The sequence below is a fragment of the Flammeovirga kamogawensis genome, from assembly GCF_018736065.1.
In the GTDB taxonomy this organism is placed as follows: domain Bacteria; phylum Bacteroidota; class Bacteroidia; order Cytophagales; family Flammeovirgaceae; genus Flammeovirga; species Flammeovirga kamogawensis.
Map to the genome: position 1 here is coordinate 1,181,769 of NZ_CP076128.1, position 26,876 is coordinate 1,208,644.

At 32.4% G+C, this 26,876-nt stretch carries 27 protein-coding genes; 18 read left to right on the plus strand and 9 right to left on the minus strand.

Features of this window, described 5'->3' with window-relative positions:
- Positions 1 to 42: 42 nt before the first annotated feature.
- Together KM029_RS04715 and KM029_RS04720 are read left to right on the plus strand one after the other, a co-directional pair.
- The gene (locus tag KM029_RS04715; RefSeq protein ID WP_144075618.1) at positions 43 to 648 is read left to right on the plus strand and encodes a hypothetical protein; all 606 of its coding nucleotides are present in this window, start codon (positions 43 to 45) and stop codon (positions 646 to 648) included.
- Positions 629 to 979 carry an MGMT family protein gene (locus tag KM029_RS04720; protein ID WP_144075619.1) on the plus strand — a complete coding sequence of 117 codons (351 nt, stop codon included), beginning with the start codon at positions 629 to 631 and terminating at the stop codon, positions 977 to 979. Before KM029_RS04715 ends, KM029_RS04720 begins: the two co-directional genes overlap by 20 nt.
- A gap of 45 nt (positions 980 to 1,024) precedes the next feature.
- Here KM029_RS04720 and KM029_RS04725 read toward each other — a convergent pair whose 3' ends face one another.
- Positions 1,025 to 2,398, minus strand: coding sequence for a S41 family peptidase (locus KM029_RS04725; RefSeq protein ID WP_144075620.1), 1,374 nt, complete (start codon positions 2,396 to 2,398; stop codon positions 1,025 to 1,027).
- Positions 2,399 to 2,669: 271 nt separating this feature from the next.
- Here KM029_RS04725 and infC point away from each other — a divergent pair, with 271 nt between their 5' ends.
- From infC to KM029_RS04750, 5 genes are all read left to right on the plus strand, one after another.
- On the plus strand, positions 2,670 to 3,188 hold the full coding sequence (gene infC / locus KM029_RS04730) for a translation initiation factor IF-3 (RefSeq protein WP_144075621.1): 519 nt from the start codon (positions 2,670 to 2,672) through the stop codon (positions 3,186 to 3,188).
- Between the two features lie 200 nt (positions 3,189 to 3,388).
- The gene (gene rpmI / locus KM029_RS04735; RefSeq protein WP_126612586.1) at positions 3,389 to 3,583 is read left to right on the plus strand and encodes a 50S ribosomal protein L35; all 195 of its coding nucleotides are present in this window, start codon (positions 3,389 to 3,391) and stop codon (positions 3,581 to 3,583) included.
- 64 nt (positions 3,584 to 3,647) lie between these two features.
- Entirely contained in the window at positions 3,648 to 3,995 is a 348-nt protein-coding gene (rplT, locus tag KM029_RS04740) for a 50S ribosomal protein L20 (protein ID WP_144075622.1), read from the plus strand.
- 96 nt (positions 3,996 to 4,091) lie between these two features.
- Positions 4,092 to 6,038 (plus strand): ABC-F family ATP-binding cassette domain-containing protein, encoded by a 1,947-nt coding sequence (locus tag KM029_RS04745; protein ID WP_144075623.1) that lies wholly within the window; start codon positions 4,092 to 4,094, stop codon positions 6,036 to 6,038.
- Complete coding sequence (locus tag KM029_RS04750) at positions 6,010 to 6,981, plus strand: alpha/beta fold hydrolase (RefSeq protein WP_215586352.1); 972 nt, start codon at positions 6,010 to 6,012, stop codon at positions 6,979 to 6,981. The genes KM029_RS04745 and KM029_RS04750 overlap by 29 nt, the downstream gene beginning before the upstream one ends.
- Here KM029_RS04750 and KM029_RS04755 read toward each other — a convergent pair.
- The gene (locus KM029_RS04755) at positions 6,978 to 7,286 is read right to left on the minus strand and encodes a hypothetical protein (protein ID WP_144075625.1); all 309 of its coding nucleotides are present in this window, start codon (positions 7,284 to 7,286) and stop codon (positions 6,978 to 6,980) included. The genes KM029_RS04750 and KM029_RS04755 overlap by 4 nt on opposite strands.
- Entirely contained in the window at positions 7,286 to 8,470 is a 1,185-nt protein-coding gene (locus tag KM029_RS04760; RefSeq protein WP_144075626.1) for a hypothetical protein, read from the minus strand. The genes KM029_RS04755 and KM029_RS04760 overlap by 1 nt, the downstream gene beginning before the upstream one ends.
- Before the next feature lie 199 nt (positions 8,471 to 8,669).
- Between KM029_RS04760 and KM029_RS04765 the strand changes: the two genes are divergently transcribed.
- From KM029_RS04765 to KM029_RS04795, 7 genes are all read left to right on the plus strand, one after another.
- Positions 8,670 to 10,922: a 7TM-DISM domain-containing protein gene (locus KM029_RS04765; RefSeq protein ID WP_158631159.1), complete on the plus strand. Its 2,253-nt coding sequence runs from the start codon at positions 8,670 to 8,672 to the stop codon at positions 10,920 to 10,922.
- A 147-nt stretch (positions 10,923 to 11,069) separates the two neighbouring features.
- The gene (locus KM029_RS04770) at positions 11,070 to 12,275 is read left to right on the plus strand and encodes an acetate/propionate family kinase (RefSeq protein ID WP_144075628.1); all 1,206 of its coding nucleotides are present in this window, start codon (positions 11,070 to 11,072) and stop codon (positions 12,273 to 12,275) included.
- A gap of 78 nt (positions 12,276 to 12,353) precedes the next feature.
- Positions 12,354 to 13,277, plus strand: a complete 924-nt coding sequence (locus tag KM029_RS04775; RefSeq protein ID WP_144075629.1) for an exonuclease domain-containing protein — start codon at positions 12,354 to 12,356, stop codon at positions 13,275 to 13,277.
- A 449-nt stretch (positions 13,278 to 13,726) separates the two neighbouring features.
- Positions 13,727 to 14,461 (plus strand): molybdate ABC transporter substrate-binding protein, encoded by a 735-nt coding sequence (gene modA, locus KM029_RS04780; protein ID WP_144075630.1) that lies wholly within the window; start codon positions 13,727 to 13,729, stop codon positions 14,459 to 14,461.
- 4 nt (positions 14,462 to 14,465) lie between these two features.
- A complete protein-coding gene (locus tag KM029_RS04785; protein WP_144075631.1) occupies positions 14,466 to 14,867 on the plus strand; it encodes a TOBE domain-containing protein in 402 nt (133 codons plus the stop codon).
- Positions 14,860 to 15,525 carry a molybdate ABC transporter permease subunit gene (gene modB, locus KM029_RS04790; RefSeq protein ID WP_205125468.1) on the plus strand — a complete coding sequence of 222 codons (666 nt, stop codon included), beginning with the start codon at positions 14,860 to 14,862 and terminating at the stop codon, positions 15,523 to 15,525. The genes KM029_RS04785 and modB overlap by 8 nt, the downstream gene beginning before the upstream one ends.
- A 6-nt stretch (positions 15,526 to 15,531) precedes the next feature.
- Complete coding sequence (locus KM029_RS04795; protein WP_144075632.1) at positions 15,532 to 16,401, plus strand: sulfate/molybdate ABC transporter ATP-binding protein; 870 nt, start codon at positions 15,532 to 15,534, stop codon at positions 16,399 to 16,401.
- A gap of 8 nt (positions 16,402 to 16,409) precedes the next feature.
- Here KM029_RS04795 and KM029_RS04800 read toward each other — a convergent pair whose 3' ends face one another.
- A complete protein-coding gene (locus KM029_RS04800) occupies positions 16,410 to 16,694 on the minus strand; it encodes a hypothetical protein (protein ID WP_144075633.1) in 285 nt (94 codons plus the stop codon).
- 221 nt (positions 16,695 to 16,915) lie between these two features.
- Here KM029_RS04800 and KM029_RS04805 point away from each other — a divergent pair, with 221 nt between their 5' ends.
- Together KM029_RS04805 and KM029_RS04810 are read left to right on the plus strand one after the other, a co-directional pair.
- Complete coding sequence (locus tag KM029_RS04805; protein WP_144075634.1) at positions 16,916 to 17,590, plus strand: metal-dependent hydrolase; 675 nt, start codon at positions 16,916 to 16,918, stop codon at positions 17,588 to 17,590.
- A 2-nt stretch (positions 17,591 to 17,592) separates the two neighbouring features.
- Complete coding sequence (locus KM029_RS04810) at positions 17,593 to 17,955, plus strand: DoxX family protein (RefSeq protein ID WP_144075635.1); 363 nt, start codon at positions 17,593 to 17,595, stop codon at positions 17,953 to 17,955.
- Positions 17,956 to 18,012: 57 nt separating this feature from the next.
- Here KM029_RS04810 and KM029_RS04815 read toward each other — a convergent pair whose 3' ends face one another.
- From KM029_RS04815 to dnaE, 4 genes are all read right to left on the minus strand, one after another.
- Entirely contained in the window at positions 18,013 to 19,371 is a 1,359-nt protein-coding gene (locus KM029_RS04815) for a carbohydrate porin (RefSeq protein WP_144075636.1), read from the minus strand.
- A gap of 249 nt (positions 19,372 to 19,620) precedes the next feature.
- Complete coding sequence (locus tag KM029_RS04820) at positions 19,621 to 19,890, minus strand: hypothetical protein (RefSeq protein WP_144075637.1); 270 nt, start codon at positions 19,888 to 19,890, stop codon at positions 19,621 to 19,623.
- Between the two features lie 186 nt (positions 19,891 to 20,076).
- Complete coding sequence (locus KM029_RS04825) at positions 20,077 to 20,331, minus strand: hypothetical protein (protein WP_126612554.1); 255 nt, start codon at positions 20,329 to 20,331, stop codon at positions 20,077 to 20,079.
- A gap of 297 nt (positions 20,332 to 20,628) precedes the next feature.
- Entirely contained in the window at positions 20,629 to 24,894 is a 4,266-nt protein-coding gene (gene dnaE, locus KM029_RS04830) for a DNA polymerase III subunit alpha (protein ID WP_144075761.1), read from the minus strand.
- Positions 24,895 to 25,131: 237 nt separating this feature from the next.
- On the opposite strand from dnaE, the gene KM029_RS04835 reads away from it, so the two are divergent.
- Complete coding sequence (locus KM029_RS04835; RefSeq protein WP_184679464.1) at positions 25,132 to 25,749, plus strand: trimeric intracellular cation channel family protein; 618 nt, start codon at positions 25,132 to 25,134, stop codon at positions 25,747 to 25,749.
- Positions 25,750 to 25,807: 58 nt separating this feature from the next.
- On the opposite strand, the gene KM029_RS04840 is transcribed toward KM029_RS04835, so the two are convergent.
- Complete coding sequence (locus tag KM029_RS04840) at positions 25,808 to 26,047, minus strand: hypothetical protein (RefSeq protein ID WP_144075638.1); 240 nt, start codon at positions 26,045 to 26,047, stop codon at positions 25,808 to 25,810.
- Positions 26,048 to 26,327: 280 nt separating this feature from the next.
- On the opposite strand from KM029_RS04840, the gene KM029_RS04845 reads away from it, so the two are divergent.
- Entirely contained in the window at positions 26,328 to 26,861 is a 534-nt protein-coding gene (locus tag KM029_RS04845) for a dihydrofolate reductase family protein (protein WP_144075639.1), read from the plus strand.
- Positions 26,862 to 26,876: the final 15 nt, after the last annotated feature.

A 26,876-nucleotide genomic window follows, 5' to 3' on the forward strand; every position in this document is an offset into this window, starting at 1 on the left:
ACTTTTTTAAAAAGACCCCCATCTAATTTATCAAAAATACGAATGAAATATAGTTTATTTTTATTTACTGCACTATTACTATCTCACCTTGTTTCGGCACAAGAACTTGCCAATAAAGACCAAGTTTTAGAAAGATTAATGCTAGAACCAAAAGACACCCTTTTATGGGAGTGTTACGTTGGCAAATCTTGGAATTCCATGACCATCTTTGAAAAAGAACAAATTACTGAGCTAGCAAACAGATATACTAAAGAAATTACTGAACATTTAGCCATAATTGAGCAAAAAAAGAGAGATGATTTTGAAGCTAATTTTGATGCTCAAGCAGATTCGATTGAAATGACTGCTGATAAACTATTAGGCACAGAATACTTGGATGAAAGAAAACGAGTAGAAAAAAATGCTAGAGAAGCTGCTGAAGCAAGTATTGCTGAACTAAAAAATTTATCACAAAACATGTCTCAAAATTTACCCTTAATTGAAGATGAAATTAAAAAAAGAGCAACCGCTTTAGATATAGAATATGAAAAATACAGTACTAATAACGGTGAGGATATTCTAAATTGGGTGAAGCAATATGGACAATCCATATATAAAGCTACATATAATCAGATTTTGGTAAAAGAAAATGAGTCAGCAGGAGAATAATGATAAGTCATCATTTTTCCAAGATGTATGGGAGGTGGCTAAATTAATTCCTAAAGGCAGAGTAACATCTTATGGTGCAATTGGTGCTTATTTAGGAAGAAAAGGTAGTGCTAGAATGGTAGGTTGGGCAATGAATGCTTCTCATGGCGACGATACTGTTCCTGCACATAGAGTGGTAAATAGAAAAGGCTTACTTACTGGTAAACATCATTTTGATGAAAAGAACCCAATGCAGGTTCAATTAGAAGCAGAAGGAATTGTTGTAAAAGATAATCAGATACAGAATATGAAAGCCATTTATTGGGATCCTTCAATAGAATTAGAGCTTTAAAAAAAGCGTTACACTTCAATAATTAGAGAGTGTAACGCTTTTTTATTATTTAATTTCTAGAATTTGATCGAAAACAATTTCTCTATCTTCTTTTAGTTTAAAAGATTTATTCTTCATTTCACTTACTTCATCAAAACGCATTCTTGCTGTACTTGCTGATTGATCATAACTTCCATTTTGAATCATATATAATGCTTGATGTAGCATTGGTTCTCTAATATCTCCCCAATGAAACAAAACATTATCCTCTGCATCTTGATTTGTAGGAAGGCCATCAAAATATTCTCCTTCATCATTTGCATTTAGAATCTTTAAAGAAATCACAGAATAAATAAAACCATTGTTCTCAAAACCATAACTCCCGACAGGTTTCCCATACGTATTCAGACCTATTACTTGAATATCCATGAAAGGTTTCAAACCATTAATCATTAATTCACTAGAAGACGCTGTACCGTCTGTAGTTAAAATAAACAATCTATCTAAATTTAAGTTGCTCTCTCCTATCTCTACTACTTCATCTTCATTTTGATCGAGTTGTTTATCATTATGTCTATATCTAAATAAATCTTTACCTTTTGCAGACGAAGGAGCAAGTATACTTGCCAACTGAGAAGCAATACTTACTCTACCTCCACCATTATAACGCATATCTAACACCACTTCTGATACACCTTTTGCTTTAAAATCAGCAAATAAATTATTTAAAGGTTCTACTGCAGGTTCAATAAATGATTTAAAAACCACATGCCCCACTTTTACATTGTTAGGTGTTGTAATTATTTCTGAATGAAGAATTGGATTAATAACTACAGCTTCTTTAGCAATAACAATAGTCGTATCTTTTGCAGGTTGAGAAATGACCTCAACACCATTCTCATAGGTCATACGAGCTGGTATTGTTATCCCAAAAGTATTCGTAACACCAATTACATTATCTCCTAAAGAAGCATTTATCTCATCAGAAGAAAGAGAGGATACATCTACTCCATTAATTTGATTAATTTTAGTACCCCTCGACAAACCCGCATTAGCAGCACTAGATCCAGGATAAGAATACCTGATGTATAGATCATTTTCTGTATAGTATTTTAAATAAATACCATGTGCACCTTGGTCTCCTTCTGTTACTTGACCTGAATTATAGTAGGCTTCATAGGCCGCTTTATCTTCTATATAACTCCATTTATCTTTTTCATAACGCATTGCCACAAGCATATCATTTTGTGTGCTATAGTTATCAGGGTTGATATTTGGAATTTGATCATACCATAAATACCATTGATCCATTAAACTGGCCAAGTATTCTTTATTCGATGCAGTTGATGGGACTACTGTATTCTCTTCTTTTTCACATGAAATTGAGAATAGGCTAAATAGCAATATATACTGCCATTTTCTTGAAGTTAGTGAGAACATATCTTGTTAATGTTTGTGTGTTTAAATAAAAAAATTATGGTTTTGTGATTTTTATAGCAGAATATATATCAAAACAGTAATAAAGTTGTTACCTTAGCGATATAGTATGATCGGCTAATCTATTTATAGTATAAATGTAAGTGATTTAGTTGTTCTATTTGTAAATAGTAAAGATAATTTTAATACAGCGTACTAGATTTAAAAGAAAAAAATAGAGTACAACGTTTATTATTGTCAATGTATAGAATATTTTAACATAATTCAGACCTAGATGGCAAGAGACTCTCATAGAACCAACCACCAAATCAGAGTCAGAGAAGTTCGATTAGTTGGTGATAATGTAGAAAACGGAGTATATTCAAAAGATGAAGCACTTCGTAAAGCAGATGAATTAGGATTAGATCTGGTAGAAATTTCTCCAAACGCTAAACCTCCTGTTTGCAAAATCACAGACTACTCTAAGTTCAAGTACGAACAAAAGAAAAGAGAAAAAGAACTTAAGGCGAAAGCCTCTAAAACTGTTGTTAAGGAGATTCGTTTTGGTCCGAATACGGATAAGCACGATTTGGACTTTAAAACTAAGCACGCAATCAAATTCCTTAATGAAGGAAACAAAGTGAAAGCATATGTGCATTTCCATGGTCGTACGATTATTTACAAAGATAGAGGTAAGCAGTTACTTAAAGACTTTGCTGTAAATATCCAAGAATATGGTAAAGTTGAAGGTACAATGCGTATCGAAGGACGTAGAATGATCATGTTTATTTCTCCAAACGCTCCAAAAAAGTAAATATTCGTTATCGAGTATTGAACTTACGATATAATTAATTAAATTTGCACGCTTGATTTATTTCAGGTGTGCATTTTTTATTTAGAAATAAATAAAAAATGTAAATGGCATACCGGGGCTAATTGGCTGCCGTAGGTAACCATACAATAAAATAAATGTTTCACCTTTAGGGCTTAGGCTCTAAATAACTGAAAGGTAAAATGCCAAAGGTTAAAACTAAATCTGGAGCGAAAAAACGTTTCAAGTTGTCAGGAACTGGCAAGATCAGAAGAAAGCACGCTTACAAAAGTCACATCTTAACTAAGAAGACGACTAAACAAAAGCGTAACCTAACTTTGATGGGTGAGGTGGACAAGGCTGATATTGTGAACGTGAAAAAAATGCTTTGGTTATAAGCCACTGCTTTTCACAGAATCAAATCAACCACATTGTTTTACAAACTTATTAAATTAGAAAAAAATGCCTAGATCGGTCAACTCCGTAGCGTCTCGCGCTAGAAGAAAAAGAATCCTTAAGTTCTCAAAAGGTTTTTACGGTGCTCGTAGAAATGTTTGGACTGTTGCTAAAAACACTGTTGAAAAAGGGTGGGGTTATGCATACATTGGTCGTAAACAAAAGAAAAGAAATTTCCGTGGTTTATGGATTCAACGTATCAACGCTGCTACTCGTATGTACGGTGATATGTCGTATTCAGTATTCATGGGTAACCTTCATAAATCAGGTGTTGAATTGAACCGTAAGGTTCTTGCAGACCTTGCTATGAATCACCCTGAAGCATTCAAAGCAGTAATCGAGAAAGTTAAGTAATTAACCTCTCATACTATAAAAGACCTATAGCATTCATGTTATAGGTCTTTTTTTCTAAAATGTATTTCCATTCTCCAATTTTATAGATTTTTTAGCATGTTAGCAATAAGTAATGTTTCCTTCCATTTTGGTAGTAGAACAATGTACCAAAATGCCACTTTAACTGTTTATCCCAAAAACAGAATAGGAATAGTAGGCCATAATGGTGCAGGCAAAACAACACTGCTTAAACTAATTAATGGTGATCACACTCCAGATGAAGGACAAATTTCCATGCCTAAAGGGTGTACAATTGGTTTTTTAAATCAAGATTTACTTTCATACCAAACCGAAGATTCTATTCTACATGTAGCAATGGAAGCTTTCGGACCTGTACTCAAAATGCAGGAACAAATGGAAGAGATCTTGCATGAAATGGAAACAGATTACAAAGAAGAGCTTGTTGAAAAACTAGCAGATCTTCAAGAAAAATTTGAAGCACTAGATGGTTATTCTATAAAATCTAAAGCTGAAGCTATTTTAGCTGGTCTTGGTTTTAAAAACGAAGAATTAGAACAACCTCTTCATAGTTTTTCTGGTGGATGGAGAATGCGTGTAATGTTAGGTAAATTACTTTTAATGAAACCTGATGTTCTAATGCTTGATGAACCTACCAACCACTTGGATTTACCTTCCATACAATGGATAGAAAATTACCTTTCTTCTTACGAAGGTGCTGTTCTTATAGTATCTCACGATAGAGAATTTTTAGATAGAGCAATTAACCAAACTGTTGAAGTTTCTAATGGTAGACTTACCTCCTATTCTGGTAATTATTCTTTCTATTTAGAAGAAAAAGAAGTACGTGCTGAACATCAAAAAAGTGAGTACGAAAATCAACAGAAGAAAATAAAAGACACTGAGAAATTTATTGAACGTTTTAGATCAAAAGCTTCTAAGGCCAAGCAAGTACAATCTCGTGTTAAACATTTGGATAGAATGGACCTTATTGAGGATGTACGCAGTGACAATCCTGAAATCAATATGGACTTTAAATTCCAACAACAACCTGGTAAAGTCATTGCTGAAATAACAGACTTTGACAAAGCTTATGGTAATAAAGTGATTTTTAAGAATGCCAATGTTACCTTAATGAGAGGTGATAAAGTTGCCTTAATTGGTGCAAATGGTAAAGGTAAATCTACTTTATTACGTTTAATAAGTGGTCGAGAAGACGCTGATAGAGGAAGTAGAAAACCAGGTCACAATATTATAACAGCTTTCTACGCTCAACATCAATTAGAAGATTTAGTAGTAGAAAATGAAATTCTTGAAGAACTAAAACAAGCTGGTTCTGAGAAAACAGAACAAGAATTAAGAGGTATTTTAGGTTGTTTCTTATTTCATGGTGATGAGATTTTCAAGAAAATCAAAGTACTTTCTGGTGGTGAAAAATCTAGAGTTGCATTAGCAAAAACATTGATTTCTGAAGCCAATTTCTTAATGCTTGATGAACCTACCAACCACCTTGATATTCCTTCTGTAAATATTCTTATCCAAGCACTAAAGCAATATTTGGGAACCTACTTAGTGGTATCTCACGATAGACACTTTATTTCTAAAGTTGCCAACAAAATTTGGTATATAGAAGATACACAACTTAAAGAATACCCAGGTACTTACTTGGAGTGGAAAGAATGGAAAACAAGACAAAATGAAGAAAAAGCGCTTCTAGAAAAACTTGATAATAATGGAAGTACTCCTAAATCTAAAGGTAAAAAAGCGAAGAAAGTAGTTAATATTGACCTAAAAGATTGGCAAAAGAAATACAAAAAAGCCAAGTCTGAAATGGAAAATGCCGAGGAAAAGGTAATGGAACTAGAAGAAAAGAAAGAAGAAATAGAAAGTTCATTAGCAAATCCTGAGATATTCGGAAATCCTGATAAATTAGCAGAAGTAAATGCTATATATGCTCAAGTTAAAAAAGATCTCGATGAGGTTACAGAGACTTGGGAAGAATGGACGATGGAAGTTGATGAACTCGAAGAAATTAAACCAAATTAAGACGTACACACCATATGATGTTGGGTATTTTAACACAACAGATGGTCAAGAAATATATTTTGAGCAATCGGGACATCCAATGGGTGTCCCTGTATTGTATCTACACGGTGGGCCAGGTGCAGGTTTAGGTAACGATTATAGAGAACTTTTTTCTTCATTTTCTAATATCCGCTTAATTGGAATAGATCAAAGAGGTGCCGGTAAAAGTAAACCCCTTGGCACTTTAAAAAACAACACCATCCACCACCTCATTGCTGATATTGAATATCTTAGAGAATATTTGCACGTTTCCTCTTGGTATATTTTTGGAGGAAGTTGGGGTTCTACTCTTGCTCTAGCATATAGTGTGCAATTCCCTCAACACATAAGAGGGCTTAATCTTTGGGGTATTTTCTATTGTCAAAAAAAAGAAATTGAATGGCTCTTCCACACAACAGCACCATTAATGTACCCAGATATTTTTTCAGATTTAAATCATGGTATTAACCATTCTTCTTTAAAAGAGTTATTAGAAATATATTATATCTATTTACATCAGGAAAATACTGAAAGAGAATTTGCTACTAGGTGGTTACTTTGGGAAGCTTTTACAGCTGAACACCCCCATCCTATCTATGATGAGTTTGATGATTGGAATGCTACCAATGAAGCAATTGCTTGTGCTAAAATTGAACATCACTATTTTAGCAACACCCCTTTAAGAATTAATCAAGAAGATGATCTAGAAAGTGCAGTAAAAAAAGCAAACTTTCAATTTCCTATTTACATTACCCACGGCAGAAATGATCTTGTTACCCCAGCTGCATCAGCTATTAGCTTAAAAAATAATACACTAAATAGTAAAATGAATATTCTAGATAATTGTGGGCATTCTTTAATTCACGTAGGTATGCGGAACAGCATCCATCATTTTGCAAAAGAACTTTTAGAAAAGTATAATTAAAGGGTATCTAAAAAGACATCTAAATCATTAAACATATTATTACGAATAATATTAGCCTCTCCATTTAGTGGAATCTCTTTTAACAAGGTATGTAAAGCCATAACAACTGACCTTGGTAGAATCATTGTTTTTTGTAAATCTTGCTCAACTACAGAAACATTAAACTTACTATCGTACAACTCCATTAAAAGTTGATGTTCTATATGTTCAGGTAACTGGTACTTATATGCTTCTGCTAATTTTAAAAGTACACTTTGTAAAAATCTAAAGTCTATGGTAGATAGTTTTAATCTGTATTTTTTCATTACTCCACTAAAATATAAGCATAAAATTGCTTGGCATTTTGAACATCTGTCAAAGGAAAGAAACCTTTTTCAATTTTTCTATTATTAATTTCTAAAGGATGTTCTTTTTTCATCATTTCTTCAAATTCATCAAAAGCAGGACATTCTAATTTTGATAAAATGCTAAATTGCCCTTTATAATCAGTAACTTTTTGTAATGCTAAAGCAACATGACCCATTGTATTTCTTGGATTGATTTCTAAACAGGGATGAATCATTTCTATACCATCATCAGTTGTGTAAAGCATTGCATCAATACCAATATTACCTTGCATAGACAACAGTAAATCATTTGAATTTAATTCTAAAAGTAGTAATTCAATAATTGAAGTAATACTATCTTTTAATTGAAAAGGTATTTGATTTTCAAATAAAGTTAATGTCGCTCCTTGATATTGACCTGTTGAACTCACACTAAACACGGTACTTCCTTGATAAGTTATTTTCCTGTTATTTACAGAAAATAAAAACGAAATATCTTTTGTTTTATCTAACCAAGGAGACACATAAATACTCCCCTGACCTTTCAATCCACTTTCAACCCAAAGTTCTACACTTTTTGTTATTTCTTCTCTCCTTAAAACCAAAAGTCCTCTACCTGAAGAACTAAATGGTAATTTCAAAACTACGGCCTTCGCTCCTTCCTTAAATAAATTTGAAATTGATTGTAGTACTTTACTTTTCTCAGTATAAAAGCCACCAATATCTTTTAATGAAATGACATTAGGTATCTTTTTATCAATACATTTTTTTAGTAAATCAAAACCAAACATTCTATGATAAATGGCTTTAACTTTCTCGTTATAAATTTTAGGTTTCTTAAATTTATGTTTGATATTTTTCAGGTCTACCTCAACATTCGGAGCATCACCCCAAGGTATATATGTATCTAAAACCAACTGTTTATCTTCCTTTATCTCTTTTGAAGTCATTACTTTTCCTTTATGTAGGGAAAGTAATGACTTCTTCAGCTGATCACTGAATACTTGGTTCGTATATAAAATATCATCACCTCGTAACAACCAATACATTAATAAGTACAAATCTTCTTGAAGTACAATAAATGCTTTAGATGGAGTAAAGTGTTTCTGTCCTTTTAGAACAGAAATTTCACAAGATGGATTGAAGTAAAATAAACTTGTCATTAATTATTAAATACTACGTAATAAGTACTAATCTAACGCAGAGTAACATACTTTATCAAATATTTATATATTTACTTTGAATTATTACATATAATCTACATATTGTTTAACACTCTTTAAAGTAGAACAGAACAATTCATAATATAACTTCCATTTTACTTACGTAATGAAAAAATTCATACTTATAACTATAGGGATAATGATATCCTTATGTTCTGTTGCATCAGTTAATGAACACACGCTCACTTTATCCCCAAAAGTACCGTATGTAAATGCAGCAAGTAAAACCTATTTTTATATCGATCAATCAAACACTCTACAGTTTGATCAGATTTCGAGTCCTAAATTTTCGAAGTTCACTGCTTGGAATAATACGACAAACGTAAGTTTTGAATATGGAAAACACACCTATTGGGTAAGATTTGATCTCGAAAATGAGAACAAACAAATGAGCCCAGATTGGCTATTAGAAATTAACTATGCACCTTTAGATGAAGTAGAGTTTTTTGCTGTTAAAAACGAGAAACTGATAGATCATGTATTAACAGGAGATCATGTTGATTTTAAAAATCGACCACTTCAGCATCATAATTTTATTTTCCCTGTTAAGGTAGAAGGCTCTGGTATTACAACAATATACATGAGAGTAAAAACGGACGGTTCTGTTAAAATACCATTACGTATGTACCGCCCTTGGAAATTTGCAGAAATCAACTCAAAATATGAGGTTGGTTATGGCCTTTTCTTTGGTATTCTTTTAATGATGGCAGTGTTAGGTGTAATTACCTACATTCCTACCAAAGATATTAGCTACCTTCTTTTCCCGATTCCTATTATAGCAAAAATATTATTTACCTTTTCATTATCAGGGCATACCTTCCAATTTTTATTTCCTACAAATACATTTTTAGCAAATAAAATAACACCGCTCTCTATTGGCATCTGGATGGTTGGTATATCGTTGTTTAATTTCTACTTCTTAAAAACAATTAAGATAGGTCTTAAAACACACAGGGCCAATATGATTGGATTAGCTATTGGTATTATTGCAATGTTTGGTAGCTTATTTTTACCTTATTATACTGCAATACAAATTGTAACTGCTACTTCTATTCCTTTTACAGTTTTATCTCTTTCATTAGGTATTATTTCTTTAAGAAATGGATATAAATTCTCTAGATATTATGTGGCCTCTTTCACTATATATTTAGGCGCACTACTTCTTTTTGTAGGCAGAATGAAAGGTATTGTTGCCGATAATTTACTTACATCAAGAATATTAGAATACGGTGATATTATTATGGTGACCTTATTATTTACTGCTTTAAGTAAAAAATATGCCATTTACAGAGATCAGAAAAAAATAGCTGTAGAACGTATGTTACAAGTAGAAGCTGAAGCAAAGGCAACACTTGAGCAAAAAGTTGTGGAACGTACACTAGAACTACAAGAAGCTACAGCAGAATTAGAAGAAAAAACGGAAGAATTAGAAACACAAGCAAATCAACTTGCTTTAAAAAATGAAGAAATTACCACTCAATCTGAAAAACTTGTTGTGATGAACAATAATATGGTTGAGAAAAACGAAGAGTTAGAACAACAAAATGAAGAAATTCTAACACAACGTGACATGGTTGAAACAAAAAATACAGAAATAGAGAAAACGGCTAAAAGGTTAAATGATAGTATTAATTATGCCAAAAGAATACAAAATACTATACTTCCTTCCAAGCAACTTCTTGATTCTTTATTGGAAGAATATTTCATAATGTATCAACCAAAAAATACGGTTTCAGGTGATTTTTATTGGGCAATTGAAAATAAAAAAGAAAATAAAGTAATTATTGTTGTAGCAGATTGTACAGGGCATGGCGTTCCTGGTGCAATGATGTCTATGATTGGTGACGGTTACCTACAACAAATTGTACGTTTAAGAGGAATTACTTCTCCAGGTAAAATTTTAGTAGAAATGCATACCCATTTACAAAACATGCTATCTTCTGATGATTCTAACATCAAAGATGGAATGGATATGGGTATTTTGGTTTGGGATAAAGCAAAAAATGTTGTTCAGTTTGCTGGTGCTCATATTCCTTTGGTTTTTGTAACTCAACAGAAAGTATTCCAATTAAAAGGTGAACGATTAAGCTTAGGATCTGATAATAAAAAAATCTCTATAAAAGAGCACATCATTCCTATAAAATCTCCAATTAGTTTTTACCTCTTCTCTGATGGTTATCAAGATCAATTTGGTGGTGACCAAGATAAAAAAATTGGTAGTAAACGTCTTAGAGAACTGATACATTTACTTTCATCTAAACCAATGGCAGCTCAGAAAAACGCCTTTATAAACTTTTTTGAGCAATGGAAGAATACCAATAATAATTTGTCTTCTCAACAACTTGACGACATTCTATTAATGGGTATTAAAGTTTCACCAATCAAAAAATAGGTATTTATTGATAATATAAATTCACCATTTTCCAATTGTTTATTCTAACGTTTGTAAAATGGTGATCTTTATTGCCAAAAATTTGGACGTAAATTCTCAAATTGTAGCAACGAAAAATTATCATACAAAATATACTTATTTAATATTGTGAAAATTCTCATACTTAACTCTGGAAGTTCTTCTATAAAGTTCCAATTAATTGACATGCCTTCTGAAAAAGTGATAGGTAAAGGGTTGGTTGAAAAAATAGGACTTTCAGACGCTTCAATAACAGTTAAAAATAGCAAAGACCAGAAAGAAGTAATTAGGCTAAATATTCCAAATCATTCAAAAGGTATTGAATTTTTATTGAGTATTATTACTGATGAAAAACTTGATATTCTTCAAAGCCTTGATGACCTATCTGCTGTTGGACATAGAATTGTACATGGTGGACAGTCATTTTCTAAGAGTGTTTTAGTGAATGATGATGTAATGCACGGTATAGAATCTTGTGTTGAGTTAGCTCCATTACATAATCCTGCCAATATTAAAGGTATTCAAGCTATTGAAGCTGCAATTCCAAATATTCCTCAGGTAGCTGTATTCGATACTGCTTTCCATCATACTATTCCTGAAAACAGAGCAGTTTATGCATTACCAATTGAATACTATAAAAAGTATGGCTTGCGTAAATATGGTTTCCATGGTACTAGTCATCAATATGTTACTCTTCGTGCCAAAGAAATTTATGGCGACGATAGAACATCAAAAATAATAACTTGTCACTTAGGAAACGGTAGTTCTTTAGCGGCCATTTTAGACGGTAAATCTGTAGAAACATCTATGGGTTTCTCTCCTACAGATGGTTTAATGATGGGTACGCGTTGTGGTGCTATCGATCCAAGTACAATTCCTTTTATTGCTGATCATGAGCATTTAGAAATTTCTGATCTATCAGATCTTATCAATAAAAAATCTGGTTTACTAGGTATTTCTGGAGTCTCGTCTGATTACAGAGATGTATCTGAAGCAGCTAAAAAAGGAAATAAAGATGCCGAACTTGCATTAAGCATGTTCCATTACGATGTAAAAAAATACATTGGTACATATATGGCTTCTTTAGGTGGTGTTGATAGCATTATTTTCACTGGTGGAATTGGTGAAAACGCAAAAGTTGCTCGTAAAGCAATTTGTAGCGGATTAGAAGTTTTCGGCATCGAGATTGATGACACTAAAAATGATGCTGTCATGGGCATTGAAGCTGATATCAGTACAGATTCTTCTAAAGTTAGAATTTGTGTAATTCCAACAGATGAAGAAGTGATGATTGCTAGAGATACTTTCAATATCGTAACTGACGCTAAAAAATAATTAATTATATTAGCGTGCAAAGGGTGTTCATTTAAAAATGGACACCTTTTTTTATTCTCAAATCAAACAAATACAGCTATGAGTAATTTTATTGCAATTGATTTTGAAACGGCAAATGCCAAAAGAACTTCAGCCTGTTCAATCGGTATTGCTATTGTAGAAAACAATGAAGTAGTGGAAACTCAACATCATTTAATTAAACCTCTACCCGATTATTATGTTGATATGAATATTGGTATTCACGGAATTACACCAGAGATGACGCGTAATTCTCCAACGTTCGATATTCGATGGGAAGAACTGAATGCTTTACTTACAAAGTATCCTTTAATTGCTCATAATGCTGCTTTTGATTTAAGTGTTTTACGCCAAACGTTGGCTGCTTATCATATGCCTTCTCCTGATTTAGATTATTTCTGTTCTTTGGTAATGTCTCGAAAAGCGTTACCTCACCTAAATAGTTTTAAATTAAATGCTTTATCAGATTATTTTGGTATACAACTAGATCATCATAATGCTGAAAGTGATGCCAAAGCAGCGGCTTTGATTGCAATTAGAATGCAAGAACACCATACTGTAAATTCTCTTTATGAGCTTTCGGATAAACTAGGTACCAAAATAGGAAAGTTGAAAAGTAATGGTACTTATTCTGCTTTTGGAACAGGCAGACCTGTAAAAAAAGTAAAGCAATATGAATTTACTGCACCTAAAAACCCACAACCTAATCATAGATTTTACAATAAACATGTAGTTTTTACAGGAAGGTTAAGTCATCTTACTCGCAAACAAGCAATGCAGCAAGTTGTATCAATTGGCGGACATGTGTTGCCAGACACCTTAACTCCTCAAACAGATTTCCTAGTTGTAGGTGCACAAGATTTTAAAAAATATGGAGAAGGATTCATTTCTTCTAAAATGAAAAATGCAGAGCTCTATATTAAACAAGGTTATCCTTTGTTCATTATGGGAGAAAATGAATTTTTATTAAGTGTTGAAGATTGATCTAACACGCTCAAAAATTCATCATAGTTAGAAATACGGTGCTTTTTTTTATTAGCATCAGTATAATATAGTTTCTTCCTGTTGTAGTAAAATACATTGGAAGGTAATTCTGGTAAAACTTCTTCGCTAATTTTCTTAATGGAAAAATACTTAGAGAAAACATCTAAGAGTATTGGTGCCTGAGAAAATTTAAAGTAACAAGTAAAGAAGAAACTAGAATTTTGTTGGTAGAGACATTGATAGTACATATACAGAGAGTGACACAGATTGGTATTTTGACTTTATTAAGATACGTATTTATATCATTATTTAAAAAGATAGTCTTAAATACAAAATAAAAGTCACTCAATTTATTCATTGTTATGCGATGGGGGAATTAAAAATTTAATAAGCATTTTGTATAGTATTCATCATTTTAAAGTAATTTGCATTATTATTTAAACAACAAGATGAGATATATACTTTCCAATTTAATACTCATAGTATTATTAACTAACTGTACAACAGAGAATAGCAACAAACTACAGATAGCAACTGCATCAAATATGCAATTTGTTAGTCAAAAGCTTTGTGAAGCGTTCACCCAAGAAACTGATATTGAATGTGAATTGATTGTAAGTTCTTCTGGTAAACTTTGTGCTCAAATTATTTCTGGAGCACCTTTCGATGTTTTTATTTCTGCAGATATGAAATATCCTGAAATTCTTTATAACGAAAATAAAACACTCGATAAGCCTAAAATTTACACCAAAGGAAAACTCGTATTATGGAGTTTAAAAGACAGCCTTTTTAACTCTCTAGATATTCTTGAAAGTAATGCCGTAAAACATATTTGTATTGCAAACCCTGTTACGGCTCCGTATGGAATTGCTGCTGCTGAAACGATTAAGAATAAATTCGGAAATTCTATAAATCAGAAGATTGTAAAAGGGGAAAGTATTTCTCAAACCAATCAATTTATCTTATCAAAGGCTGCTGATTTCGGGTTCACTTCACTTTTTATTGTAAATTCAGATTTCTTAAAAAATAAAGGAAAATGGATTATGGTCGAGGAAAGTTTATACCAACCTATTCAACAAGGTATTGTCACTATAAAAGGTAATAACATTGCACTTGCACAACAATTCGAACAATTTATTTTAAGTAAAAAAGGACAAAAAATTATTGATAAGTTAAATAAATAATTGAGTGAATTCATTTAAAGGTACTATTACAAAAATTACATCTGAAGGAATTGCCTCTTTGGTTTATGTAAATTGTTCATCAATAACGTTCAAGATTGTAGTTCTAGACAACGAAGAGACAAATCAAAAATTAAAAATTGATGCCACTGTTAGTGTACTTTTTAAAAACACTGAAGTGATATTAAGTATCAATTCTCTAAATAAAAGTAGCATTGAAAACTCATTAGAGGGTAAAATAACTTCTATTGATACTGGTAAAATTATGTCTAATTTAATTATTACTACTTCTATTGGAAATATAAAAGCCTTAATAACATCAGAACAATTAAATGTCTTAAATTTATCTCTTGATACTTCTGTATATCTTGGTATCAAATCAAATGAAATTATGATCGCATATGATTGATTGGTCGCCTTTACTGCTTACATTCAAATTAGCTTGCATTACTACCCTATGTTTGCTTTTTATCGGTATTCCTTTAGCATTATTCATTTCGCGTCAGAAATCTTATATTAAAGCGATCTTAGAAAGTATTGTTAGTTTACCAATTGTATTACCTCCCACAGTTTTGGGGTTTTATCTACTCCTCGCATTCAGTCCAAATAATATGTTTGGAAAATGGTTAGACGAAACATTTGGTTTACGCCTTATTTTCTCTTTTACTGGTTTAGTTGTAGGTAGTTTAATTTACAGTCTACCGTTTATGGTTCAACCTGTACAAGCTGGTTTTCAGAGCCTACCCAAACAATTATCTGAAGCAGCTCTTCTTTTAGGAAAAAGTAAACTAAATATCCTCTTTAAAGTACTGTTACCGAATATGAAACCTGCAATTTTAACAGGTATTGTATTGTCTTTTGCACATACAATTGGTGAATTTGGTGTAGTTCTAATGATTGGCGGGAATATTTCTAATAAAACTAGAGTCGCATCAATTGCTATATACGATCAGGTAGAAAGGTTAGATTATACAAGTGCAGGCAATTACTCTATAATTTTGTTTGTAATTTCTTTTTGTATCCTATTTTCACTTTATTTCATTAATAACTCCTTCTTCAAAAAATAAATAATAATGATAGAATTCGCTATTCAGAAAGCATTCCCAGATAAAAAAGATGGATTTTCTATTGCTATCAATTTTGAAGTTAATGAAGGGGATTTTATTGGTATATACGGACCTTCTGGGGCCGGAAAAACTACACTACTACGTTTAATTACAGGGCTATCAACACCTGATACGGGGTATATAAAAGTAGGTGATATAGATTGGTTCAATGCTAATTTAGGAATTAATTTACCTCCTCAGAAAAGAGAAGTAGGAATGGTTTTTCAAGATTTTGCATTGTTCCCAAACATGACTGTTCATGAGAATTTAAAATACGCACTTAAAAAGGGAACAGATAAAGCTATAATAAACCAACTCATTGAGATAATGGAACTTTCTGATTTGATAGACCAATATCCTTCAACATTATCTGGAGGACAAAAACAAAGAGTTGGAATGGCTAGAGCAATGGTACAGTCTCCTAAAGTTTTATTACTAGATGAACCACTTTCTGCCTTAGATCCTAAAATGAGGCAGAAACTGCAACTTTATCTAATTGAATTACACAAACAACTAAAACCTACTATTTTCATGATTAGTCATGATATTGGCGAACTTTATAAGTTAACACATCAAATAATTGGAATTGATGATGGGAAAATAACTAAAGTCGCCTCCCCTCAAGAATTTTTCTCTTCTGCAGATTTAAGCGGAAAATTTAAGTTTACTGCAGAAATATTAGCTATAGAGAAACACGACATTTTACATGTAGCCACCTTATTTATAGGTAATCATCTTGTAAAAGTTATTCTTGATGAAGACGAAGTGGAAAGTTTTTCAATTGGAGATAAAGTCACAGTAGCAGCAAAAGCATTTAATCCAAGTATCTATAAATAAGAACTTGTTTAAACCTCTACTTCATCCTCTTCACTTACCTCATAGAATTTATCCAATTGGTATTTTAAAAATAATTCTTCTATTGCATCTTCATCTAATTCTATTGATGATACAAATAGCGGCCTTTTTGTATTGTTGCTTCCTGAAAGTACCATAACAGGATCCCCACTTTTCAATAATTTTACTTTATTTGAGTTGAGGGTAATATCTAATTCTTTTTTAAGCTGTATCCTTTTTTCGACAGTTAATAGTAAAGAATAATCTAACGCATCGTAGATAAATAGAAACTTCATTTTTTGACAATCTAGTTTAGAGAAGAATTAAAACATTAGATTTAACACTTCTTTCTTTAAAAGTTAAACACAAAAATAGACTTTATACTAATAAATTACAAGCTTCTTACATTAGATGAATAGTCATTCACGGTAAATAATAAAAAAAAGCATTACTTTTTAAAAGGGTTATACGCTCAGAATTTCTATATTCGTTACAACAAGTAACTAATTCTTTAAAAATGAAAATTAAATTTTTAGGGCACGCCTCTCTATTAATAGAGTTTGGTGGTAAAAACCTTTTGGTAGACCCATTTATTACTCCCAACGAATTGGCAAAAGATATCGATATCAATACGCTTGATGTTGATTATATTTTGGTCACTCACGGTCATCAAGACCATGTAGTAGATGTAGAGGCAATTGCTTCTAGGACTAAAGCTCCAATTATATCAAACTTTGAAATTGTATCATATTATGGTGAAAAAGGGCTTGAAGGACACCCAATGAACCATGGCGGTAAATTTACTTTTGACTTTGGTACAATTAAATATGTAAATGCAATACATTCTAGTGTACTTCCTGATGGAACATATGCTGGTAACCCAGGAGGTTTTGTAATCTGGAATGAAAAGGAGTCGATCTATATTGCTGGTGATACCGCTTTAACAATGGATATGCAGCTTATTCCTAAAACATGTCCAAAATTAGATATTGCTATTCTACCAGTTGGTGATAATTTCACAATGGGGTACGAAGATGCAGTAATCGCTGCAGAATATATTGAATGTGATACTATTATTGGCTATCATTTTGATACATTCCCACCAATAAAAATAGATCATGAACAAGCTATTGCTCTTTTTAAAAGTAAAGGGAAAAATTTAATTCTTCCAAACGTAGGACAAACAATATAAAGATGGAAAAAAGTAATAAAATAATTTATTATGGTAGTACGGGTTTACTATCTGTAATGATGTTAATGTCAGCAGGGATGTATTTTGTAAAACATGAAGAAATAGCTTCTGTGTTTACTAATTTAGGTTACCCTTCTTATATCATATATCCTTTAGCAATAGCTAAAATTGCGGGTTTAATTGCGATATGGTCACGTAAATCAAACCTATTAAAAGAATGGGCCTATGCAGGGTTTTTCTTTGATTTTGTATTAGCCGCTGCCGCTCATATTAGTATAAGTGATGGTGAGCAATTTGGAGCAATTATAGCTGCTGTTTTATTATTAGTTTCTAGATTTTATGAGTACAAAGTCTATTCTACTTAAACCATAGCTCTTAAAACAAAAAGGCTTATTTGAAATCTATCAAATAAGCCTTTTTGATTAAAACCACCATTCGGTTTTTAAACCTAAATAATGCCCTAGATTACCCGCATTCCCTGCTTCATAATATTGAGACAGTTGATAATCTTTAACCACATCATTATACACTGCAATGGTATAAACTAATCTAATTTGAGGCCTCGCCATAACAGAACGTTCACCTGTTGGTACATACACTGGTGCAAAAGTAAACTTATTCATTTGCCCTAACCCTGGGTCAACCCCTACAATACCATTTGTATATTCGTCAAAATCTCTAATTTGAAAGTTATACTCTAATAGTAACTGAATTTCATCCATTAGATAAATCATTGGTCTAACACCAATAGATAAATCCCATTTTTGATTTGGTCTATTCTCTGAAATAAAAACAGGTACTTTTGCTCCCATTGCATACCTATATACAGCATACCCTGTCACACCCCAATAATTATTAACATCATAAACAAAGTTCTCCGTAATATTAATCCCTCGAGCTCCATCATATTGCCCTTTATTATTCGGATTACCAAAATTAATAAATGAACGAGAAGACCAACCATCATCTCCAGGTCCATTTGCTATTCTACTTCCATATCTGAAAGTAACATTATTAAAGAAATTCTCTTTTTTATAACTGTGCATTACACCTAGAAGCCAACCATAATCACTCACTTTATCTAAAATAAATTGAGGGTCTGTAAGAGAGTCATAGCCTGTAAAATGGTATTCTCCTAAAAAATTAAGCTTATTGTATTCATTTATATCAACAACATGCTGAACCGACAAAACGTGTTTTTGCCTGCCGTCTTCATAATTAGAATCACCATAAGGGTTATTCGGCTGATCTTGAGAGACTAAAGCTTTAATTAATGAAACTGTTGTTTTACCAACCGTTAATCCAAACCCTTGCCCTGTTAAGTTATTAAACTGAAAATAATCAGCTATGTCAATATTTTTATCTCTAAAATATTTACTTCCTACCCAAAGATGAAACGGCACATTAAATAAAGTATCTTGAATATCTAGATACATTTCTACAAAGTTTGTCTTTGTATTGTTTGCAATAAAAGTGTTGTCACCTGAGAACGATTGTGTAGTAAGTACAAATTTGATTTTTGGTTTATCAGGAGTCATTTTAAAGATTTTATCAATCCTAGCAACACCAGACATTTCTATATAATCATTTTCTTCTAATCTACCGCCTAAAGCTCCCTGTCCTGTTAAGTTTAACCGAGCACCCACTTTATCTTCATAAAGAGAAGATGAGACTCCCACTCTACCGTAAGAATGAAACTCGAACATACGTTCTTGTGCTAATAAAGATTGCCCTATTAAAAGTAAAATGAAGATTGAAAGTAGTTTCTTAAATATTTGCATTAATGTAATGTTTGAAGAGATAGTATACTAAGATAGTTCAATCGGTTGATATTCTAAAATGAAATAAAAAGTAGGATAAAAAAAGTGATACAATTTTTAGATTGCATCACTTTAAACTTTAATTAAAACTATGTTTCAACTGGCTTTATATAAAGTATTCCATCAAAGTTCACTTATTCTATCTCCTTCTTTAAGTTGTCTCACAAAAATAAAAACAGTAGATTAAGTTCTCCTCTTTAAATAGACTACTTACGCTTCTTTCTTACAGCAAGCTTTTTCGCCATTGGCTACTTTTTCTTTACAGCACGCTTTGGCCTCTCCTTTTTCAGAAGCTACTTTACAGCTTTCTTTATCACCATTTTTACAATGTTCACAAGTTGCACATGCTTCTTTGTTTACACAGCAGCTTTCTGTTTTTCCTTTACAACATGCTTTATTGTCTGCTGTATCAGAAGAAGTAGAACATCCTACAAACATTAAAGATGCAGTGATGGCAATTATAGATAAAATCTTTTTCATATTCGGTAATTATATTTTACATGAAAATACAACTTTTAAAAGAGTGTACCATAATACTTATCTATAATTTTAAAATTTTAAGCAATTGAACATTCAGAGCTTATAATTTGAAATAGCCTCTTAATTTTTGGACACAAAAAAAGGCTACTAAAAAAAGTAACCTTCTAATCTTTTTGAACTTTTGGACTAAGCCAATGCTTTTGCTAATGTATCCATTAAAGATTTAGCTACGCTTCTTGGCTTTTTTGTTTTTAATGCAGCAAGGACTGTTTGTGCTTCAGCAACTTTTTGATAAACGCCTTCTGGGTTACCGTCATTTTTAAAACTAGCAAGTACCCAGTTCAAGTCATTCACTTGTTGATCGTACTCACCTTTTTTATTCAATTTAGTTAATTTGTCTAATGCAGCTTCAGCTGCAGCAACGATTGCTATTTGGCTCATGATTATTAAAATTATTGCAACAGATATAAATTCTTGTATTATTAATGACACAAAAATAAATCTATATAACTCAATTTGCAAATAATTTACATATTCTAATTCATTGCAATACAGTTAAATAATAAACGTATTAGATACAATTACCAATTAAAACAGAATTATATATTGATTTTTATGTTAAAATAAGAATATAATTTTTTTATAATTTACACTTTAAAATGGTATTTCAATAATATTTTCAAATGAATAATAATGAAAATCACCACTATTTTTTTCAAAATGAATGTAAACAATAACCTAAAATACTCTGTATTCTATCCCTTCCAACTGATCTAACTCATTTAGTAACTCGGTAGACGGGTCAACTTTGTAAGATCTTGAGAATAAATTAACTACCATATTATCCTCTCTAGAAATTACCTCTAACGACATCTCTCTAGTACCTTGATGTTCAGAAACTATAGAAACTAATTCCATAATAGTATCATCTGTTAAGGCCATAACATCTATTGATAAATCTATCCCTTTACAAAAATGATCTTTTACTGAAGACAATGGCATTATCTTTTTAGGACTCAACTCCCAAAGACCTGGCGTTCTATAATTTTCTTTTACTTGACCTAAAATACAAACAAAATCACCCTCGTTTAAAAAGTGTTTATTTAGATTAAAGTTCTCACCAAACATTGCCATTTGGGTGGTCTGTTCGTAATCTTCTAAAGTAAGGATACCAAACTTATTACCGTTTTTACTTTCAAGAATTTTAGCTTCGGTAATCATACCCCCCACTTTAATTTCTTGTTGTTTATGTAAGTCAATATTTTTTACAGGAATACAGAAGTTATCTAATTCCATTCTGTACATATCTAATGGATGTCCTGAAATAAAGAAACCTACAACTTCTTTCTCGAACCTAAGCTCTACTAATTTAGACCACTGTTCTAATTCGGGTAATTTTGGAGGAGGAACAGATCCGCCTGTAGAACTACCAAATAAAGAAGCTTGTGCAGATAGCTTATCAGCTTGAACTCTATTTCCATAACGTAGGATAAGGTCAATTCCAGAATATTTCTCCCCTTCAGGAATATGAAAATATTGTGCTCTATGAAACTCATAATTATCAAAAGAACCTGCGTAAGCTAAACTTTCCATCACCTTACGGTTAACAGCTTTTAAGTTGACACGTTCAACAAAATCGAAGATAGATTCATAAGGTTTCTCTTGGCGTCCTTCAATAATTGCATTAATTGGTCCTGTACCAATTCCTTTTACAGCCCCTAATCCAAATCGAATTGCACCTTCTGCGTTTACAGAGAATTTATACTCCGATTCATTTACATCTGGCCCTAAAACAGGTATCCCCATTCTGCTACACTCCTCCATAAAGAACGTTACCTTTTTGATATCGTTCATATTATGAGTAAGTACAGAAGCCATGTATTCTGCAGGGTAATTGGCTTTTAAATAACCTGTGTGGAAGGCAACAACAGAGTAACAGGTCGAGTGAGACTTGTTAAATGCATATGCAGCAAAGGCTTCCCAGTCAGTCCATACTTTTTCAAGTGCTTTCTGATCGTGTCCATTGCCAGTTCCTCCTTCAATAAACTTAGGTTTTAGTTGTTCTAGCAAGGCAAATATTTTCTTACCCATTGCCTTACGCAACATATCTGCTTCACCTTTTGTAAACCCTGCCAAAGATTGTGACAAGAGCATTACCTGTTCTTGATAAACCGTAATACCATACGTTTCTGCAAGGTATTCATCCATTTTTGGAATATCATATACAATCTCTTCATCACCATGTTTACGGGCGATAAAGTTAGGGATGTATTCCAAAGGACCTGGTCTATACAGGGCGTTCATGGCAATCAAATCACCAAAAACATCGGGCTTTAGTGCTCTTAGGTGCTTTTGCATACCTGCTGATTCAAACTGGAAAGTACCGTTGGTCTCTCCACGTTGATACAGTTCGTATGTCTTTCTATCATCTAATGGAATATCATCTGGGTCGATTTGTATTCCATGTCTTAATTTAATTAGTTTAATGGCATCTTTTATGATTGATAAAGTTCTCAATCCTAAGAAGTCCATTTTTAGCATTCCTGCATTCTCAACAACTGAGTTATCAAACTGAGTAACAAGAAGATCTGCATCTTTTGCGGTAGTTACAGGAATAAACTTCGTAATATCATCTGGTGTGATAATAATACCACAGGCATGAATACCCGTATTACGAATTGAACCTTCTAATACTCTTGCCGTATTTAACACTTGCCCTTCTAAACTATGTTCTTCGGCTACAGCTTTTAGCTGGTTGGCCATTTCCATTTGTTCAGAGTTCAGTTTATCTTCTAGTTGTTGATCGCTCATTCCAAAAAGCTTTTTCAGCTTCATATCAGGAACAAGTTTTGCCAAACGATCAGAATCACTTAAAGGTAAATCCATAACCCTTGCAGTATCTTTGATAGACGATTTTGCCGCCATTGTACCGTAAGTGATAATATGAGATACTTGGTTGAAACCGTATTTATCAACTACCCAGTTAATGATCTTTTGTCGACCTTCATCATCAAAGTCAATATCAATATCGGGAAGAGATACACGGTCTGGGTTAAGGAATCTCTCAAATAGCAAATCATATTTAATAGGGTCTACATTGGTAATACCAATAGCATAAGCAACTGCAGAACCTGCCGCAGAACCACGACCAGGCCCAACAGAAACACCCATATTTCTAGCTTCTGTTGTAAAATCTTGTACAATTAAGAAATAACCAGGGTATCCTGTATTTTGAATCGTTGCCAATTCAAAATCTAGACGTTCTTTAATATCTTCTGTAATTGTGCCGTACCTTTTTTCTGCCCCAACATACGTTAGGTGTTTTAAGAAAGCGTTTTCACCTCTTTTGCCGCCATCTTTTTCATCTTCTGGGTCAATAAACTCTTCAGGGATATCGAAAGCAGGTAAAAGTACATCACGTTGTAACTTATACGGCTCTATTTTATCTACAATTTCTTGAGTACATTCTATTGCGTCTGGTAAATCGTAGAACAGCTCTTTCATTTCATCACCTGTTTTGAAATAGAACTGATTATTTGGGAAACCAAAACGAAACCCTCTACCTCTCCCAATTGGTGTCGATTTCTTTTCGCCATCTTTTACACACAATAAGATATCGTGTGCATCAGAACCTGCTTCATCTATATAGTATACGTTGTTTGCTGCAAAATACTTCACATCATATTTCTCTGCAAAACGTAATAAAACCTCGTTTACATGGTCTTCTTCTTCTAAACCATGTCTACAAAGTTCTATGTAAAAATCATCTTGGAAATTTTCTAACCACCAAACAAATTCCTGTTCCGCCTGTTCTTCACCCACATTAAGAATAAGGTTATTTACAGGACTTTGTAAACCGCCAGTTGTTGCGATTAAATCACCTTTATATTCTAAAAGAAGTTCTTTATCAATTCGTGCATATGTACCATCTCTGTCTGTATATGCCCCATCAATAAAGCCTTGAGAGGATAATTTTGCAAGGTTATGGTAGCCCGCTTTATTTTTTGCGATAAGTACCTGAGAAGATCTTCTGTCTGGATCGTCTCTAGTAAACTTTCTCTTTTTATGCTCTTTTACAATGTAAAATTCTAAACCTATTATTGGCTTTAATTCTGCTTTTAAAACATCACGAACAAAGTGATAAGCAGTGTACATATTACCATGATCGGTAAGGCATACAGCTTCGCAACCTTCCTCTTTAGATTTTGCTACTAAGTCTCCAATTGTACATGTAGCTCTAAGGATAGAAAATTGAGTATGGGTATGTAAATGAGTAAATTGCACATCTTTTAAACGTGCTAAACCCTCCTCTCTACTAACCTTTCCTCTACCTAATTCTGTTGCTTGTGTTTTAGATGCAAAATTGGCTTCATCTAAATCAGGCGCTTCATAAACAACCTCTTCTACAGGAACATCATGAATTGGAACAACAACACCATGCTCAATTAAACCAAAGAAACATCTTGCTGTGGCATCAACATCGTACGCTGCATCGTGAGCATCTGCAAAAGGAACACCGAATAATTTATTATGTAATTCTGTAAGTGAAGGAGATTTGAATTTACCTCCTCTACCACCAGGTAATGCACAAAATTCTGTAGAAGAAATCATGGTATCGATAACCTCTACATTCATGATCTCACTTTCTAGATCGCAACGTAGAAATTCCGCACCTGTTACATTTATATCAAATTGTAGGTTATGACCAATCTGTCTATCAGCTTTGGCTAAATCAATACGAAATTCTTCGAGTACCTCCTTTAAATCGTGTCCATGTTCAATGGCATGATCTGTAGTAATACCGTGAACTTTTGTTGCATTAAATGGTATGGTATATCCATCAGGCTTCACAATTAAGTTTTGTGCCTTAATTAATTTACCATGATCGTCGTGTAACTGCCAAGCGAGTTGAACCACTCTTGGCCAGTTTTCTAGATCTGTTATTGGTGCATTAAAGTTCTTCGGTAAACCTGTGGTTTCCGTATCGTATATGATATATGCCATTGCAGGATGTCTTTCTAAATTTGAGGTTACAAAAATAGAAAAATTATCCACAAAATCTTAATCTAATTTAGTTGATGAATTGCTTTTAATTTACTAACACAACACACTGATTACTAGAACAAAAGGAAGAGCAAGGGTTTTCCTTATAACTGATTTTAAACTGTTTACATTTTTTCACTAAAGAAGTATTGCGTGCACTATTTTTTTTTTAATATTTGCGCACAAATTTTTAAGCACATGGAAGAAATATTTTACTATATAGGTGTTATTGGATCTTTTGCCTTGGCAATTTCTGGGGCGCTAGTTGCTATGAATAAGCGACTTGATCCATTTGGTGTTCTCATAGTAGCTTTTGTTACTGCTGTGGGAGGAGGAACGTTAAGGGATATCCTTATAGAAGGAAGAGATATATTTTGGATAACTGATCCCAACTATATCTATTTTATTCTAGGGGGGGCAGTTTTTGCCATGATATTCCAAGATAGATTAGAAATTTTACGCGTTCAGCTTTTATTGTTTGATACTATAGGCCTGGCCTTATTTACAGTGATAGGCGTTCAGGTAGGGTTATCATTTGATTTTAATTATACCATCTGTATTATTTTAGGAGTAATTACAGGGGCTTTCGGTGGTGTATCAAGAGATATTTTAGTAAACGAAATACCTGTAATTTTTCAGAAAGAAATTTATGCTACAATTAGTATTATTGGAGGTGGATTTTATATCATTTTAGTACATTTTGAATGTAAAGATGGTATTTATCAATTGTTGCCAATTGCTCTAATTATAGCATTAAGGTTGATTGTAGTATATAAAGAAATCACACTACCTTCGATTTATAAAGAAAACGAATAAAAAAAAGGTGATACACTTAATGATGTATCACCTTTTCTGGTATTGTTATGTTGAATAACTATTTATTTTCCGGCTCAAATTCCGGGTTTTCTTCAATTCCTCGACTAATCATAAAAGGCCAAACACTAGAAAATATCAGTACAGGCACATACACATAATAACGCTGTGGAATATCTATTCCTTTAGACATTAAAAGCGTTTTCACAACCGCCCAAACACCTAATAATACTATTGTTAATAATATGCCTAATTGAGCAATTGGCATAAGCTGTATTGATCCTAATTTGATTGGCTTCATATTATATGTATAAATTTGATAGATTCTTTTAAATAATATACTAACTATATACGAGTAAGACACAAAATTGTTTGATATTTATTGTAATTTCTACAATTAATCACATCTTTTTATAATTCAATTACAATAGGCTTAAAAACCCTCTTAACTACCTTAAAAACAAAGCATTTAAATTAAATAAATATTTACTTCTTTACTTTAAAACACAATTACTTCTACTTGCTTCCTCAAAATTATTTTGTTAACTTCTACTAATACTGACCTAAAAATTTAACAATCCATGAGAAAAATAATCTGTTACATTGCTACAAGTATTGACGGGAAAATAGCTGATTCTAAAGGTGGTATAGAATGGCTAGATGATTTTACAAACCCCGAAAAAGAACAATATGGTTATCAAGATTTTTTTGATAGTATTGATACCACAATTATGGGGAACTCGACCTATCAGAAAATTCAAAGTCTAGATGTAGAATTCCCATATGCTGGCAAGCGTAATTTTGTGATTACTAAATCTAGCGAAAGTGATAATGATGCACATGTTACTTTTTTGCATGAAGATATAATTGAACAAATTAAAGTTTTAAAAGAAGAAGAAAATGAGCAAAATATTTGGCTTGTAGGTGGAGGAAAAGTGAATGCACTTTTAGAAGATCATAGACTTATTGATGAACTCCGCTTATTTATTATACCCGTAGTTTTAGGCACTGGTATTCCTCTTTTTCAGCCTATTGGCACTAAAACAACTTTTGATTTAATTTCGAGTAAGCAATATAAATCAGGTATTATAGAATTAAGGTACATTAGAAAATAAACCTACCGTTCTTTA

Bases quoted from the DNA above. Each gene is read 5' to 3' on its own strand.
- KM029_RS04715 (WP_144075618.1), top strand. From the start codon at position 43: ATGAAATATAGTTTATTTTTATTTACTGCACTATTACTATCTCACCTT.
- KM029_RS04720 (WP_144075619.1), top strand. From the start codon at position 629: ATGAGTCAGCAGGAGAATAATGATAAGTCATCATTTTTCCAAGATGTA.
- KM029_RS04725 (WP_144075620.1), bottom strand. From the start codon at position 2,398: ATGTTCTCACTAACTTCAAGAAAATGGCAGTATATATTGCTATTTAGC.
- infC (WP_144075621.1), top strand. From the start codon at position 2,670: ATGGCAAGAGACTCTCATAGAACCAACCACCAAATCAGAGTCAGAGAA.
- rpmI (WP_126612586.1), top strand. From the start codon at position 3,389: ATGCCAAAGGTTAAAACTAAATCTGGAGCGAAAAAACGTTTCAAGTTG.
- rplT (WP_144075622.1), top strand. From the start codon at position 3,648: ATGCCTAGATCGGTCAACTCCGTAGCGTCTCGCGCTAGAAGAAAAAGA.
- KM029_RS04745 (WP_144075623.1), top strand. From the start codon at position 4,092: ATGTTAGCAATAAGTAATGTTTCCTTCCATTTTGGTAGTAGAACAATG.
- KM029_RS04750 (WP_215586352.1), top strand. From the start codon at position 6,010: ATGAACTCGAAGAAATTAAACCAAATTAAGACGTACACACCATATGAT.
- KM029_RS04755 (WP_144075625.1), bottom strand. From the start codon at position 7,286: ATGAAAAAATACAGATTAAAACTATCTACCATAGACTTTAGATTTTTA.
- KM029_RS04760 (WP_144075626.1), bottom strand. From the start codon at position 8,470: ATGACAAGTTTATTTTACTTCAATCCATCTTGTGAAATTTCTGTTCTA.
- KM029_RS04765 (WP_158631159.1), top strand. From the start codon at position 8,670: ATGATATCCTTATGTTCTGTTGCATCAGTTAATGAACACACGCTCACT.
- KM029_RS04775 (WP_144075629.1), top strand. From the start codon at position 12,354: ATGAGTAATTTTATTGCAATTGATTTTGAAACGGCAAATGCCAAAAGA.
- modA (WP_144075630.1), top strand. From the start codon at position 13,727: ATGAGATATATACTTTCCAATTTAATACTCATAGTATTATTAACTAAC.
- modB (WP_205125468.1), top strand. From the start codon at position 14,860: ATGATTGATTGGTCGCCTTTACTGCTTACATTCAAATTAGCTTGCATT.
- KM029_RS04795 (WP_144075632.1), top strand. From the start codon at position 15,532: ATGATAGAATTCGCTATTCAGAAAGCATTCCCAGATAAAAAAGATGGA.
- KM029_RS04800 (WP_144075633.1), bottom strand. From the start codon at position 16,694: ATGAAGTTTCTATTTATCTACGATGCGTTAGATTATTCTTTACTATTA.
- KM029_RS04805 (WP_144075634.1), top strand. From the start codon at position 16,916: ATGAAAATTAAATTTTTAGGGCACGCCTCTCTATTAATAGAGTTTGGT.
- KM029_RS04810 (WP_144075635.1), top strand. From the start codon at position 17,593: ATGGAAAAAAGTAATAAAATAATTTATTATGGTAGTACGGGTTTACTA.
- KM029_RS04815 (WP_144075636.1), bottom strand. From the start codon at position 19,371: ATGCAAATATTTAAGAAACTACTTTCAATCTTCATTTTACTTTTAATA.
- KM029_RS04820 (WP_144075637.1), bottom strand. From the start codon at position 19,890: ATGAAAAAGATTTTATCTATAATTGCCATCACTGCATCTTTAATGTTT.
- KM029_RS04825 (WP_126612554.1), bottom strand. From the start codon at position 20,331: ATGAGCCAAATAGCAATCGTTGCTGCAGCTGAAGCTGCATTAGACAAA.
- dnaE (WP_144075761.1), bottom strand. From the start codon at position 24,894: ATGGCATATATCATATACGATACGGAAACCACAGGTTTACCGAAGAAC.
- KM029_RS04835 (WP_184679464.1), top strand. From the start codon at position 25,132: ATGGAAGAAATATTTTACTATATAGGTGTTATTGGATCTTTTGCCTTG.
- KM029_RS04840 (WP_144075638.1), bottom strand. From the start codon at position 26,047: ATGAAGCCAATCAAATTAGGATCAATACAGCTTATGCCAATTGCTCAA.
- KM029_RS04845 (WP_144075639.1), top strand. From the start codon at position 26,328: ATGAGAAAAATAATCTGTTACATTGCTACAAGTATTGACGGGAAAATA.